Annotated in this window: 8 protein-coding genes; 2 read left to right on the top strand and 6 right to left on the bottom strand. The window is 66.9% G+C overall.

What is annotated here, in order from left to right; translation table 11 throughout:
* The first annotated feature begins 45 nt into the window (after window positions 1-45).
* Complete coding sequence (locus tag QXK92_RS20740; protein WP_371934593.1) at window positions 46-1,308, top strand: IS30 family transposase; 1,263 nt, start codon at window positions 46-48, stop codon at window positions 1,306-1,308.
* A 65-nt stretch (window positions 1,309-1,373) separates the two neighbouring features.
* Here QXK92_RS20740 and QXK92_RS20745 read toward each other — a convergent pair whose 3' ends face one another.
* From QXK92_RS20745 to QXK92_RS20755, 3 genes are all read right to left on the bottom strand, one after another.
* Window positions 1,374-1,766, bottom strand: a complete 393-nt coding sequence (locus QXK92_RS20745) for a holo-ACP synthase (RefSeq protein WP_055577800.1) — start codon at window positions 1,764-1,766, stop codon at window positions 1,374-1,376.
* A 28-nt stretch (window positions 1,767-1,794) separates the two neighbouring features.
* Window positions 1,795-11,019, bottom strand: a complete 9,225-nt coding sequence (locus tag QXK92_RS20750; protein WP_306244790.1) for a polyketide synthase — start codon at window positions 11,017-11,019, stop codon at window positions 1,795-1,797.
* Window positions 11,020-11,554: 535 nt separating this feature from the next.
* A complete protein-coding gene (locus QXK92_RS20755) occupies window positions 11,555-12,274 on the bottom strand; it encodes a DUF1906 domain-containing protein (protein ID WP_306244792.1) in 720 nt (239 codons plus the stop codon).
* Window positions 12,275-12,456: 182 nt separating this feature from the next.
* Between QXK92_RS20755 and QXK92_RS20760 the strand changes: the two genes are divergently transcribed.
* The gene (locus QXK92_RS20760; protein ID WP_306244794.1) at window positions 12,457-13,629 is read left to right on the top strand and encodes an aromatic ring-hydroxylating dioxygenase subunit alpha; all 1,173 of its coding nucleotides are present in this window, start codon (window positions 12,457-12,459) and stop codon (window positions 13,627-13,629) included.
* Between the two features lie 8 nt (window positions 13,630-13,637).
* On the opposite strand, the gene QXK92_RS20765 is transcribed toward QXK92_RS20760, so the two are convergent.
* From QXK92_RS20765 to QXK92_RS20775, 3 genes are read right to left on the bottom strand one after another with little or no spacing between them, the layout of a single operon-like run.
* A complete protein-coding gene (locus tag QXK92_RS20765) occupies window positions 13,638-13,904 on the bottom strand; it encodes a cytochrome C oxidase subunit IV family protein (RefSeq protein WP_306244796.1) in 267 nt (88 codons plus the stop codon).
* On the bottom strand, window positions 13,904-14,494 hold the full coding sequence (locus QXK92_RS20770) for a cytochrome c oxidase subunit 3 (RefSeq protein WP_306244798.1): 591 nt from the start codon (window positions 14,492-14,494) through the stop codon (window positions 13,904-13,906). Before QXK92_RS20770 ends, QXK92_RS20765 begins: the two co-directional genes overlap by 1 nt.
* A gap of 9 nt (window positions 14,495-14,503) precedes the next feature.
* Window positions 14,504-15,244, bottom strand: a complete 741-nt coding sequence (locus QXK92_RS20775; protein WP_306244799.1) for a hypothetical protein — start codon at window positions 15,242-15,244, stop codon at window positions 14,504-14,506.
* Window positions 15,245-15,275: the final 31 nt, after the last annotated feature.

Genomic DNA, 15,275 nt, shown 5'->3' on the forward strand with positions numbered 1-15,275 from the left:
GCGGCGGCGAAGGCGGTCGGTGTGTCGCACAGTACTGCCCGGCGGATGCTGGTGGAGCTTGGCTTGGTCAGCCAGCAGCGGCGGCCGTTCGGTAAGCCGGTGGCCCGGGCCCGGTTCTTTGAGTTGCTTGAGCAGGGCTGGTCGGTCAGCCGGGCGGCGCGCGAGGTCGGGGTCCACGTAGGCACGGCCCGGAATTGGCGCGACGGTATCGTGCGGGTCGCCGACACGCGGGTGCGCCGAGACGGCACGGTCATCCAGTACCGCGCCGCCGGGCGCTACACACAGGTGGTGAACACCGACAAAGTGGCCGTGGCGGCGATCAGTGAGCGCTACCTGTCGTTATCGGATCGGTTGGCCATCGCCGACGGGTTGGTCAACGGATGGACCTTGACCGCGATCGGCGCCCGGATCGGCAAGCACAAGTCAACGGTCTCGCGTGAGGTCGCCGCGCGCAGTGTGCAGGGGGTGTATCTGCCCTATCACGCTGATCGGGCCGCCCACGCCGCTCGGAGCCGGCCTAAAGCAGCCAAACTGGTGATCAACCAGAAGCTGCGCCAGGCGGTGGAGCAGGGGCTGTCCCAACGGTGGTCTCCCGAAGAGATCTCTTACCGCCTGGTCAAGGACTTCCCCGACGATGAAAGCATGCGGGTGAGCACGGAAACGATCTACCAGGCCCTGTACTTTCAAGCCCGAGGTGGCCTCAAACGTGAACTCACACAGGCACTTCGCAGTGGACGCACAATACGCAAACCCCGTCGCCGCCCTGATCAGCGCACCCAACGGTTTATCGATCCGATGATCATGATCAGTGATCGCCCCGCCGAAATCGCCGACCGCGCGGTACCTGGGCACTGGGAAGGCGACTTGATCATGGGACAAGCCAACAAGACCGCGATCGCCACCCTGGTCGAACGCGCCACCCGTTACACACTTCTGGTGCCTCTACCCAACGGCCACCACGCCGAAGCCGTCCGTGATGGCCTGATCGCCACGATCGCATCGCTGCCAGCTCATCTGCGCGGCTCACTGACCTGGGATCAGGGATCGGAAATGGCAGGACATAAACAGTTCTCCATGGCCACCGACATGGCCGTCTACTTCTGCGATCCCGCCAGCCCCTGGCAGCGCGGCACCAACGAGAACACCAACGGCCTTTTGCGCCAATACTTCCCCAAGGGAACCGACCTAAGTGTCTATGGCCCCGAAGACCTCGAACACGTCGCCCAGCAACTCAACGGACGCCCACGCAAAACACTCGACTGGGATACCCCAGCCGAGCGCCTGCGTGATCTACTACTGGCCAACTAACCAGCAGTGTTGCAACGACTCCTAGAAACCGCCCAAGCTCCACGACGATTTTGTGTCTGCTCGCGCTACGAGGTCTCCAGGATCGCGACCGCGGCCGCGGTGTCGGCTTCGTGCGTCAGCGACACGTGAATGGTCACGTCGGCCAGATGCTTGGCGATCTCACCGCTCAACCGGACCCGCGGCCGGCCCCACATGTCGGTGACCACCTCGATGTCGCGGTGGATGTCCTCCGGCAACACCGGCCGCTGAGCGAACCGGGAACCGGACCACGCCTTGATCACCGCCTCCTTGGCCGCCCACCGGGCGGCCAGGTGACGCGCCGCCGACGAACTCTTGTCAGAGGCGTCGCGGCGCTCACCCGGAGTGAAGGTCTCCGCGAACACCGTTCCCGGCTGGTCGACCTGCTCAGCGAAATCAGGTATGGAGACAAGGTCAATCCCGATTCCGACGATTCCCATGGGTGGCCAGGTTAACGGATCCGGTGAGTCACTCGGCAGAGACCTGGTAGGCCCCATAGATCTGGTCGTCGCCCAACCGGGCGGCCGGGTTCAGCAGCATGGAAGCCTCCTGTCGCTTCTCCGGCGCGTCGTGGTCGAATCGGCGGTCCGGCGGTCGCTGGTACATCGGCTCGCCGCCGGCGATCGCCGACGCGAGACGGCGCTGACCGGCCAGCAGCCGCGCGTCCGCACGCCGCTGATAGTCAGCCCGCTGGCCGGCGTCCAGTGAGGCGATGAACGCCTGCGGGTGCACCAGCGCGACCAGACCCGACACATGGCCGAACCCGAGGCTGGTGAGCAGTCCGGCCTTGAGCGGGAACTTGTCGCCGAGCCGCAGCGTGTCGCGCAGCCAGACGAAGTGCGACGAACCGGCGAGCTCGTCGTCGACGCAGTCCAGGCTGCGGTTGGGCGGGATGACCCCGTCGCGCAGCATCTGGCACAGCCCCATCGTCTGGAAGACCGCCGCACCACCCTTGGCGTGACCGGTCAGGCTCTTCTGCGACACCACGAACAGCGGCGCCCCCTCGGAACGTCCCAGCGAGTCGGCGAGCCGCTCGTGCAGCTCCGTCTCGTTGGGGTCGTTGGCCAGCGTCGAGGTGTCGTGCTTGGACACCACCGCGATGTCGTCGGCGGTCACACCCAGCTTGGCCAGCGAGCGCGCCAGCGCCGAATCCCTTCCGCCGCGGCCGGCGCCCAGCGCGCCGAGTCCCGGCGCCGGGATCGAGGTGTGCACTCCGTCGCCGAAGGACTGCGCGAAGGCCACCACGGCCAGCACCGGCAGTCCCATCCGCAGTGCCAGATCGCCGCGCGCCAGCAGGATGGTGCCACCGCCCTGGGCTTCGACGAAGCCCAGCCGGCGCCGGTCGTTGGGCCGGGAGAACTTCGAGTCCTCGATGCCGCGCCCACGCATCATCGACGTGTCGGCGGTGGCGGCCATGTCACCGAAGCCGATGATGGCTTCCAGCGTCAGGTCGTCCAAGCCGCCGGCCACCACCAGCTCGGCCTTGCCGAGCCGGATCTTGTCGACGCCCTCCTCGACCGACACCGCCGCCGTCGCACAGGCCGCGACCGGGTGGATCATCGACCCGTAGCTACCCACGTACGACTGAACCACATGCGCCGCAACGACATTCGGCAGAACTTCCTGCAGGATGTCGTTCGGCTTGTTACGGCCGAGCAGGTTTCCGTGGTACATGGTCTGCATCGATGTCATGCCGCCCATGCCGGTGCCCTGGGTGCTGGCCACCAGGCTCGGGTGCACGTAACGCATCACCTCGGCCGGGCTGAACCCGGCGGACAGGAACGCATCCACCGTTGTCACGATGTTCCACAGCGCCACCCGGTCGATCGAGGTGGCCATGTCGGGGCTGATCCCCCACACCGTCGGGTCGAACCCGGTCGGGATCTGCGCGCCGACGACTCGCGACAGCTTGGTCTTGCGCGGAACCCGGACTTCGGTGCCGGCCTTGCGGGTGACCTGCCAGTCCCCCGAATCGGGCGCCGGACGGATCACGGTGTGCTCGGGGTCGAACTCGGCGAAGGACCGGGCCTCGGCTTCCGACGACACGACGAAGGTGAAGTCCTTGTCCAGGAACACCGACACCAGCAGCGGCGAGGCGTGGTCGGGGTCGATCGCGCCGTCGTCGACGAACTCGCGGATGCCGCAACGTTCCACGACGGCGTCGTGGTACCGCTCGACCAGTTCGGACTCGTCCACCAGATCGCCGGATTGTGTGTCGTACCAACCCGGTTGGGGGTCGTCCTCCCAGCGGATCAGTCCGGTGGTCCAGGCGAGTTCGAGAACGCCGGCGGCCGACAGTTCGTTCTCGACCTCCATCTCGAAGCGGGTGCGCGACGATCCGTACGGACCCAGTTCGGCACCACCGACGATCACCACCAGGTCGGCCGGGTCGACGTCGAGGTCGGCCCATTCCGGTGGCGGTGCCGGGGTGTATCCGCGGGGCGGTGACGGCAGCGCAGAAATGGTGCCTTCGGTCGGCGCGTCGTCATCGGCGTGCGACTCGGCGGTCATCTCCTCGCGGGCCTTGGCCGCCAGTTCGGCCATGTCGAGGTTGACCTCGGCCAGGCCGCCGGTCAGGTCCGCCCTGATCGGCGAACTGGCTGCAGCCACTTTGGATTCCACATCGCACAAGTCGAGCAGGAACCCGGCCATCTCATCAGTCGAGTAGGTCGTGACGCCGGCCTCTTCGACGGCGGTGACGATGGCGTCGTTGTGACCCATCAGCCCGGTGCCGCGGGTCCAGCCGATCAGCGCGTGCGCCAGGCTGACCCGTTCCGCCCACGACGTTTCAGCGTGCCAACGGGTCACCACGGCGTCCAGCGCCGACTTGGCCTCGCCGTAGGCGCCGTCGCCGCCGAACATTCCGCGGTTGGGCGAGCCGGGAAGCACCACGTGCAGTCGCGAGGCGATGTCACGTTCGGCGCCGATCTTCGACAGCCCGCTGATCAGCCGCTGCACGGCCCACAGCAGCACCTTCATCTCCATCTCGGCGCGGGCACCGACCTCGGACAGGTCACCGACCACGCGTGGGGCCGCGAACGGGAACAGCAGCGTCGGGGTCTGTGCGTCCTTGATGTGAATCGACTGCGGCCCAAGGCTTTCGCTCTGCTCATTGCCGATCCACTCGACCAGTGCGTCGATGTCGGAGTAGGAGGCCATGTTGGCCGGCACCACCCACAGCGCCGCGCCGTAGCGGGCGTGGTCGCGGTAGAGGGTGCGGTAGAACGCCAGCCGCTCGTCGTTGAGCTTGGACGTGGTGGCGATGACCGTGGCACCGCCGTCGAGCAGCCGGGCTGCCACCGAGGCGGCGATCGAGCCCTTGGAAGCGCCTGTCACCACGGCGATTTCGCTGCTGTGGGGACCGGGGTCGGGATTCTCCGCGCCGGCGGCGATCCGGCCGTACAGCGAGGCGTGGATCTGCTTGCCGGCGGCCAGCGACTTACCCTGCCACCAGGTGGCCTGGGTGGCGACGACGTGTCCGGCTCCCTCGAAACGCTCGGACAGCCGCAGCCAGTCGGCGTCGATGTCACCCTCGTCGGTGAGCCACAGTTTGACCAGGTCCTCACGGGCGCTGGCCCAGCGGTCGTCGAAGACGACGGCCTTCTTGCCGTCGAACGTCGGCGCCACCAAACGTGGCCAGTCCGCACCCAATTCGGCGGTGACGAGGTCGATCAGCTCGGCATCGCTAGCCCCGGTCGGAGCGGTGACCGGGTCGTCCAGGCCCAGCTGACCCAGCACCAGACGGGCCGCCGCGGCCAGCACGCCGTCACGGCCGGTGATCTGGTCGGTGAACTCGCTCAGCGCCGCGGCGTCGACGGTCGCACCGCCCCCTCCGCCCGCGGACGGCATCGAGACGGGGATCCCCAGCCGGGCGCCGACGGAGGTCACCGCGGCGTCGATGACCTTGTCCACCGACGCGGCGTCGGCCAGCGCGCCCTCGTGCAGGTGGCCCATTGCGCCGCCCCGCACGCTGGTGCCTTCGCGGGTGCCCAGCGCCACCTCGACGGTGACGTGCTTGGCCCAGCCCTCGCCCAGCTCCCACGTCTTCGTCACGCGTTCGGCGATCGCCGCCGGCCGCTTGCCCGAGGGTCCGAGCACCGTGCGCAGCTGGTCGTTGATCGCGTCGGAAAGCACTGGGCCGAATGGCTTGTAGGTGCGGGCCAGCTTGGTGACCTGCGCGCGCAGCCCGGCCAGGTCGGCCTCGGCGGCGCCGTCGATGGCGCCGAGGTTCAGCTCGGAGCCGAGGTCGACCAGCAGCTGGTTACGCCGCGACGAGGCGCCATCGGTGATCGACTCGATCGAGTCCAGCGGCTCGATCTGGTCCAGGCGCATCTTGGCCGAGATGGCGATCAGGGCCAAAGTGGCGTCGGCGGCGTCGAATCCGATGTCGTCGGGGCGCGGAGCTCCGGACGGAGCCGCTGGCGCCGGCGCGGCCGGCGCGGCCTCAGACGGTGCGGCCTCAGACGCGGCCGAGTCGGAATCCTCAACCGGTTCGTCTTCCGGCTCCGGGTCGGTGTCGGTGGCGAACAGCACCGCCGCGTCGCGCTCGGCGTTGAGCACTTCGATTGTGCTGTGCGCATATTCGGGCAACTTGAGGGTATTGGTGGCCAGGCCCGCGACGGTCGGCGCGGTCTTCACCCCGATCTCGACGAACCGCTCCACGCCCAGGCCGCCGGCGGCCTCCTCGATGAACAGCAGGTCCTGCGTCTCGATCCAGCGCACCGGGCTGGCGAACTGCCATGCCAGCAGCTCGATCAGGACCTTGCGCGCCAGGTCGCGCGGGCGCTCATTACGCCACGTGTCGTAGTCGGCGAGGATCTCGTCGAGCGGCTCGGCGGGCACCAGATCCCGGATCTCCTGGATGAAGTCGCGGTCCAGGGTGAACGGCCGCGGGACCAGGTTGGGGATGTAGCGCCCGATGATCACGTCGGGATCCTTGTCGCGCGGCATCAGGCGCTCGAGCGACCGACGGAACTCGGCCACACCCACCCGCAGCACCCGCGAGTGGAACGGCACGTCGATACCGGGCACCAGGATGAACGAGCGCTTGCCGCCGGTGATTTCGCGGCGCCGCTCGACCTCTTCCTCCAAGGCTTCCAGTCCGCGGACCGTGCCGGCGATCGCATACTGCGAACCGCGCAGGTTGAAGTTGACAATCTCCAGAAATTCCCCGGTGCGCTCGGCGATTCCGGCCACGAATTCGGTGACCTCGTCGTCGGGCAGGTCGATCTGGGAGGGCCGGATGGCGGCCAGGCGGTAGTTGGAGCGGCCCAACTCGTCGCGCGGCACGATGTCGTGCATCTTGGAGCCGCGGTGGAACACGGCCTCCAGCAACGCATCCAGTTCGAACACGCCGCTGACGCAGGCCAGCGCGGTGTATTCACCGACCGAGTGGCCGCAGGTGATCGCGGTTTCGACGAAGGCGCCCTGCTCGCGCATCTCGGCCACCTGCGCGGCCGCTACCGTCGCCATCGCGACCTGGGTGAACTGTGTCAGGAACAGCACGCCGTCCGGGTGGTGGTAGTGCACGCCGCTGGCGATGATGCTGGTCGGGTTGTCCCGGACCACGTGCAGCACCGAGAAGCCCAGCGTGTCGCGGGTGAAGCGGTCGGCCTCGTCCCAGACCTTGCGGGCCGCCTTGGACCGGGCCCGAACGTCCATGCCCATGCCCTTGTGCTGGATGCCCTGGCCGGGGAACGCGTAGACCGTCTTCGGCGAGGCCAGCCGTGCGGTCGCTGACATCACCAGATCTGATCCGATCCGGGCGGCAACCTCCAAAACCTCTGCGCCCTGGTCGATTCCGACCCGGTCGACCCGGAAGTCAACCTCGTCACCGGGGCGCACCATGCCGAGGAAGCGGGCGGTCCAGCCGATCAGGCGGGCGGGCGGCCGCGCCTGTCCGTCGGTGGCGGTCACCGCGTGCTGCGCTGCGGCGGACAGCCACATGCCATGCACGATCGGCGATTCCAGCCCGGCCAGCAGGGCGGCAGCCTTGTCGGTGTGGATGGGGTTGTGGTCCCCGGACACCTCGGCGAACGGGCGCATGTCGACCGGTGCGCCGATCGTGACGTCGCGGCGCCGGCGACGTGGGGTGTCGGTGGCGTTCTCGGAGACCGCGCCACCGGCCCGGGCGGGGTCGGTGAGTTCGGCGGCGCCGGTGCGACCCAGGATCGCGAACCGCTCCTCCATGGTGGCGACGGCGGCACCGTCACTCGCGGTGACGGCGACGGTGACCGGGACGACTCGTCCCATGTCGGTGTCGACGGCCTCGGAAGCGGTTGCGGCGATGGTCAATCGAGCCGGTTCCTTGGGCAACTGACCGGCCAACTGGACGGCGTGGTCCAGGTGCACAAGGCTGAGCAGGCCTTCCACCACCGGGACACCGGCATCCGTGGCAGCCGCGCCGATGGCGGCGAAAACGGCCGGCCAGCAATGTCCGACGAGCGCGTCGGGCACGGTGGTCAGGCTCGGGGCCAGGAGCTCGCTGAAAGTGGCGGTGACCCCGGTGTGGTCGGCGACCCGTTCGGGGTCCCAGTCCACCGTCAGGGTGGCGGTGCCGTTGACCACCTCGGGCAGCGAGTCCGGCCCGTCCACGCCGGCCGCGATGGCCAGCACGGAACGCATTGCGGCGGTGGCGTCTTCGGTGGAGACGACGGGGATGCCGCCGTCGATGGTGTTGGCGGGCAGGGTGAACTGGATGTCGATCCAGGTGCCCGAGACCGGCACGCTCAGGGTGACGCTGTCGGATGTCACCTGCAAGCGTGATCCGGTGGATGTGTGTGTCGCGGTGCGGTTTTCGTGTACCTGCCAGTCGCCCGGCTCGGCGATGCGGTGCACCGGGTTGATGGTGGTGCGACCCGCCCACAGCACGTCGGGCGCGTCGAGCACCACGGCCAGCGGTCCGCGGATGTCGGCGCGACCGAGCCTGCGTGCGGTCACGTCTTGCGGCTCGGCCCCGCCGCCCAACACCTCGTCGATAGCGGCCTGCTCGAAGCGGTCCAGCAGCTCGCCGACCGGTTCGTCCAGCCGGGTGATGCCCGCGACCGCCGCGGGGCCGGGGATGATGCAGACCTGGTCGGCGTCATAGCGCGCGTCGTGGGCCTGCCACAGCGAGTCGCTGCGCCACCAGCGCCGGACGTCCTTGTCGATGACCGGCACGAAGTTCACCGGCTTGCCCAGGGTCTTGCACAGGGAGATGAAGAACGGAACGTCGGCCGGGTGCAGCTGCACCGTCTCGGCGTCGGGGTAGTGCGTCACCAGCGTGGTGATGGCGCGCTCCGGGTCTTCCAGCAGCGCGGCGTCGCCGAACTGAGTCTCGATGGGACCGAAATCCTTTGCGTGCAAACGTGCTTCGGCCCGTTTGAGCATCTCCGCGAACCGCTCGCGCCAGGTGTCGGCCAGCCACGGGCTACCCGGCGCCGCGGTGTCTGCGGTCGAATTGCCTTCTCCAATGGCCAGTTCGACGTAGCGCCGGAGCCACTGCAGGTAGGTCATGTCGCCGACGTCGCCGAAATACGGCTTGGCGGTCTTGGCCATCGCGGCGATGATCTCGTCGCGACGCTCCGCGACGGCATCCGCGTCACCGGCCACCTCGTCGAGCAGCTGACCGCAGCGCGAGGCGCTGTTATCGATCTCGTGAATGTCGGCGCCCAACTGGCTGCGGCTGGAAGCCATGCCGCCCTGGGCTTTTCCGGCGCCGATCCATTGATCGGTGCCGCCGGTTTCCACCAGCATCTTCTTCACCGAGGGTGACGTGGTGGATTCCAGCGTCGCCATCGCGGCGGTACCGACCAGGATCCCGTCGATCGGCATCAGCGGGAAGCCGTAGTCCTGCGCCCAGCGCCCCGACAGGTAGTCGGCGGCACGCTCCGGCGTGCCGATCCCGCCGCCGACGCAGACGGTGATGTTGGAGCGCGAGCGCAGCTCCGAGTACGTCGCCAGCAGCAGGTCGTCCAGGTCTTCCCAGGAGTGGTGCCCACCGGCGCGGCCGCCCTCGATGTGCATGATCACCGGGCGGGTAGGCACCTCGGTGGCGATGCGGATGACGGAGCGGATCTGCTCGATGGTCCCGGGCTTGAAGACGACGTGGCTGATGCCGATGTCGTTGAGTTCCTCGATCAGCTCGACGGCTTCTTCCAGGTCCGGGATTCCGGCGCTGACCACGACGCCGTCGATGGCGGCGCCGGACTGGCGCGCCTTCTGCACCAGGCGCTTTCCGCCCAGCTGCAACTTCCACAGGTACGGGTCCAGGAACAGCGCGTTGAACTGATAGGTGCGGCCGGGCTCGAGCAGCTGGGACAGCTCCGCGACGCGGGCGGCGAAGATCTCTTCGGTCACCTGCCCGCCGCCGGCCAGCTCGGCCCAGTGCCCGGCGTTGGCCGCGGCGGCCACAATCTTGGCGTCGACGGTGGTCGGGGTCATGCCGGCGAGCAGGATGGGCGACCGGCCGGTCAGCCGGGTGAACTTGGTCGACAGCTTGACCCTGCCGTCGGGCAGGCGGACAACCGTCGGAGCGTAGCTGGACCAGGCACGGGCCACCTCCGGGGTGGCGCCGACGGTGAACAGGTTGCGCTGGCCGCCGCGGGTGGCCGCAGGCACGATGCCGATGCCCAGGCCGCGGATCACCGGCGCGGTCAGCCGGGTGAGGATGTCACCGGGGCCCAGGTCAAGAATCCAACGGGCGCCGGCGTCATTCACCTTGGTGATCTCGTCGACCCAGTCGACCTTGCGGACCAGGATGGCCTCGGCCATCTCTCGGGCGAGCGCGACGTCCAGGCCGACCTTCTCGGCCCAGCCGCCGACGATGTCGATGCCGTCGGACAACCGCGGCGTGTGGAAGCCGACCTCGACCTTGACCGGATCGAAGACCGGCGCGAAAACGTCGCCGCCCCGCAGCTTGTTCTTGCGGTCGGCTTCCTCTTTCTCGGAGATCTGCTGGCAGTAGAGCTCGAACCGCGACAGCTGCTCGGGGGTTCCGGTGATGACGACGGACCGGCGGCCGTTGCGAATCGACAGCACCGGCGGGAGGACCGTGCGTACGTCCTGCGCGAACTCGTCGAGTAGCTGGCTGATGCGCTCGGGGTCGGCGTTGGTGACCGACACCATCGGTGGCCGGTCGCCGAGCACCGAGATACCACGACGGCGCGCCACCAGCGTGCCGGCCGCGCCGACGAGCTGAGCCATGGCCAGCAACTCCACGTCACGGGTGCCGCCGGCTTTGAGCGCCTCCACCGCCAGCACGCCCTGCGAGTGCCCTGCCAGCGCTACCGGCGGGGTTTCGATCAGGTCCATGCCCTGGCGTGCCAGCGCGCGAACCGCGGCCACCTGGGTGAGCAGGACGCCCGGTATCGACACCGCCGCCGACGTCAGGTGCTTTTCCGAGGGAACGGTGTCCTCGGCCGCCAGGGCACGGACCCATTGCAGCGGCTCGAAGCCGATCGGACGGACCACGACCAGTTCTTTGGCGACGGGCTCGAGCAGCAGCTGCACCTCGCCGACCAGCTCAGCCAGTTCCGATTCGATGCCGGCCCCCGAGACCAGCTCCTCGAGCGTCTCCAGCCAGGCGCTGCCCTGGCCGCCGAACGCGACCGCGTAGGGCTCGCCCGCTGTCAGCCGATCGACCAGAGCGTGGGCGCTGTGCGGTCCACTGCCGTCGCGGTCGGCCGAGAGGCTATCTTGCTCGTGGATCGTCACCTTTTAATCTCCTGTATGCGTCTGTGTCGCGCGTCTGCGTGTGCCACGTGTCGTTCGTTCGGGCCGGCCCCTGCCAAAAGGCCCCGTCACAATCCGGGCGATTCCACACCGAATCGCAGCCGATAGTCGTCTGACCGGTGCTTTGTCGGCGCCTGGACCCTCCGTGAAGAGGCGGCATCGACCTGCATCGGACCCCATAAGAGTGTCATAAGGGCCTGTACGTTTTCTTGACGTCGGAAGGTTACTGACGAGTTCTACGCGCGGGTAACCGTGTCGCGGGTAACACCGGCCCAAACGGGCGGCACGAGCGTCCAGAACAAACGTCCTGCATGCAGGTGGTTACGGTCGAGTAGCTATAACGGCGCTGTTCAAAGCAGCATTGTTACCAAATCGTTATGTCAAAAATTTCAGCTGTGTCGGCAACCGTCGATGTCACGGGTCGCGGCCGACCCGATTCATCGGTGTAGGCGACGGTGTGCACTGAGCGAACGAGTGTTTGCTGGAATGTTTGTCGAAGTCTTAGAAACCGGCCGGCTCACGCCCACTGGCCGAACTGCGGCTTGAGAATCTCGTTGACGTCGACGCCGACGCCGCCTACCGACCGTTTGTCGATCTCCACCTGATGCAGATGCGCCGCGGGGTGGGTGTAGCCCTGGGGCGAGCCCCAGTTGTGCTGCCAGAAGTAGCTGCCCAATCCGTCCTGCACGGCCCAGTCGATGGTCTTGGAGTTCGCGTACACGCCCGTGCGCTGGTGCCCGATGACCGATTCCCAGGAGCGCAGATACGGCACGATCTGGTTCTTGTACTGCTCCAACGACGGGTTGTCGTCGATCGACGCGTAGATCGGGGCCGCGGCGGGACCCCCGGCCGCGGCGTGCAGCTCTGCGCCCCGCTTGGCGTGCTGGATGCCCGCCGCCGCCCCACCCAGCCAGTCGGAGGAGCTGCTCTTGCCGAATTGGTAACACGAGACGATTTTGAGACCGCTGCCGTGCAGGTCCTGGGCTTCAGCGAGCTGAATCGGCTTTCCGAGCATCCAGTTGCCACCGGGCCGGCGATCCGACACGTATCGGATAGCCCCGACCGCACCCGCTGCCCTGATCTGACTGGCTGGGATGACACCTGCCGCATAGTCCAGCAATGTGCCCAGCGAGGCCGACGCCGGTGCAGCGCACACCGATGCCGCTGCGACCCCGAGCCCGAGCAGGCCCGGCGTCGCGGCGGCGAGCTTCAGCACGTCACGTCGCGATACCGGCACATCGCACAGGGTACGCAACAACCTCAACAGGCTCAGGGACCTCACAAGTCACAGGTGTGTCACTTTGTCGCAACGCCGCCAGGCAAGCTCCGACCCGACGGGGTAGGTACGGCCGCATTTTGTTGTCACTATAAAGTTAGTAAAGTTAGCCACAGGCAATCGCTAAACCCGGGGGTTTCGGGATGCAACATGACCAGCTCATCGACCTCACCCGCCGCGCCCTGAAGCTGGCGCGCGACAAGACAACTGACCTGGCGCCCGCCGAGCATCTGATCGACGCGCGCGAATACACCTCGGCAGAGCGGCACGAGCGCGACCGCGCCATGGTGATGGCCAGCCCCCAGTTGGTCGGCTACGCCTCCGAACTCGGCCGCCCGGGCGCGTACTGCACGAAGACGGTGATGGGCCGATCCATCCTGCTGACCAGAAGCACCGACGGTTCGGTCCGGGCTTTCGACAATGTCTGTCTGCACCGACAGGCACAGGTGGCATCGGGCTGTGGCGTGGCAAAGCGCTTCACGTGCCCTTACCACGCCTGGACATACGACAACACTGGCCGCCTGGTCGCCGTCCCGGGGCGCGAAGGCTTTCCCGATGTGCCGGTGAAGGCCGACGGGCTGACCGAGCTGCCCGCCACCGAATTCGCCGGATTCCTCTGGGTGGCAATGACTCCCGGGTCACATCTGGACGTGGCGGCGCACCTGGGTCCGCTGGCCGAAGAGCTTGATTCGTGGGGCGTCGGCCGGTGGTCGCCACTGGGTGAGAAGGTGCTCGACTCCCCCATCAACTGGAAGCTCGCGATCGACACCTTCGCCGAGAACTATCACTTCGCCACGGTGCACGAGAAGACCTTCGCGACCATCGCCCGCAGTAACTGCACCGTGTTCGACGCGTTCGGGCCGCACCACCGATTGATCTTCCCGCTCAACACAATCCATGATCTGGACGGCACTCCTGAGGACCAGTGGATTCCGCTGAACAACCTGGTGGTCATCTACGCGCTGTTCCCCAACATCGTGATTTCGGTGACGATCGCCAACGGCGAACTGTTCCGCGTCTACCCGGGCGACCTGCCGGGCCGGTCGACCACCGTTCACCAGAACTCCACACCGCTGGACATGTCCGACGAATCGGTCGCCGCCGGCGCACAAGCCGTGTTCGAGTACGCGCACGCTACCGTTCGCGACGAGGACTACCGCCTGGTCGAGGGTCTGCAGGCGAATCTGGAATCCGGTGCCCGGCAACGGCTGCGGTTCGGCCGCAATGAGCCTGGCCTGCAGCATCGACACATCGCGTGGGAGCGTGCGGTGGACAAAATGGACAACGGATCGGTTAAGGCATCCTCCGCATCCTGACCACGTGTTCACCCAGCGGCGAACCAGCAGCCCAGGATCACAGCCGTGACCACCGCGGGCCATGCCTCGAAAAAGGCACGTACCGGCAACGGCGCTTGACGCAGTTCCATGAAGTCCAGGATCACGTACCTGACCTTCACGGCGGCGATCAGGAAGGTCCCCACAACCGTCACCGCCGGGCTGAACAGATCCTTCGACAGCCCCCAGGTCGTCAGGCAGGTCAACGCGATCAAGGCCAGCCACACTCGGGTGATCCGCTCCTGCAATACCGACATCAGGCCGCCTTCATCAGGTAAAGCAACGGGAACAGCACGATCCACAACAGGTCGACCAAGTGCCAGAACGAAGCCACCGATTCCGGAATGGCCCGGTGCGCGCTGCTGAAGGCCCCGCGCCGAGATTTGACCCACAGGAAGGTGAGCAGGCTGGTGCCGAGCAGCACGTGTGCGAGGTGGATCCCGGTCAGAGTGAAGTACCACATGTAGAAGGGGTCCGTGCCCGGCGTGATGCCGTGAGCGAATTTCTGAACGTATTCAGTCGATTTCGACACGACGAACATCAAGCCGGTAAGCACGCCCCCGAGCAGATAGCGGGGCACGCGTTCGATGAGATCTCGCCTGAGGGCTTGCATCGCCAAGGCGACTGACCACGAGCTGGTCAACAGGATCAGCGTGTCGATGCCACCCAGATTCACGTTGAGCGTGTGGCGGGAGGCCTCGAAGAGAGCCGGATCCTTCAGCCGATCCTGCATGAATGTCAGGAACAGGATCCCGAAGATGACCGAGTCGGCTCCGATGAAAACCCAAACGCCTTCCATACCGGGAAGGCGTCTGGGTTTCACCTGCTCTGCGGTGAAAACACTCATGCTCGGCAGCTAGGCATTCAGCCGTTCCGCTGCCTCGTCCTCGGCCTGCAGCCGCGGGATCGCCTTGAGGATGTAGTAGGACAGCCCCGGGATCCAGAAGAACCAGGTGAAGAACGCGATCCAGAAACTGATCACGCCGTTGAAGGCTAACGGTCCAGTGTTGACGAATGGGATGGCGCTGACGACGAAGAACGACAGGATCGTGATCCAGCCCCACCAGCTGACGAAGTTGGGGACCAGCTTCTTCTCCCGCTTGTCACGCATGAAAACGATGCTGGCACCGGCGATTTGCCACGAGGTGACGAAGTAGGCCAGGTCGATCAGAAGCCAGCCGAACCAGTAGAAGGTGTGCGCCATTGCGGGACTGAGGTTGTCGATCTCGTGTGCGGCGGTGAGCCAGATGGCGCATGCCGTCATGATCGGGGCGCAGGTGATTGTGCCGCCCATCATCTCGAGCTTGGACCACACACCCCCGGGGCCCTCGATGCGTTCCATCACCCGGGAGACGGCCACGCTCCACACCATGTACAGCGCCGTCATCGTCAGGCAGACGCTCATCCCGATCATGATGGGCACCCTGAGGTTCTTGTAGTGGTCCCAAACCGCCTGCGGCTCGGCCCAAGCAGGGAAGGGCGAGATGTTGCGGGCCAACAGCCCCCATAGGCAGAAGAATGCGGTGATGAAACCGAAGCCCATCCACGCCATGACCTTCCATGAGGTGTAGTCAGTCCGGGCTGCCGAGTCTCGCATTGGCGCGCGAACGGTAGGTGGGGATTGTATT

The organism is Mycobacterium sp. TY815 (assembly GCF_030755135.1).
GTDB lineage: Bacteria > Actinomycetota > Actinomycetes > Mycobacteriales > Mycobacteriaceae > Mycobacterium.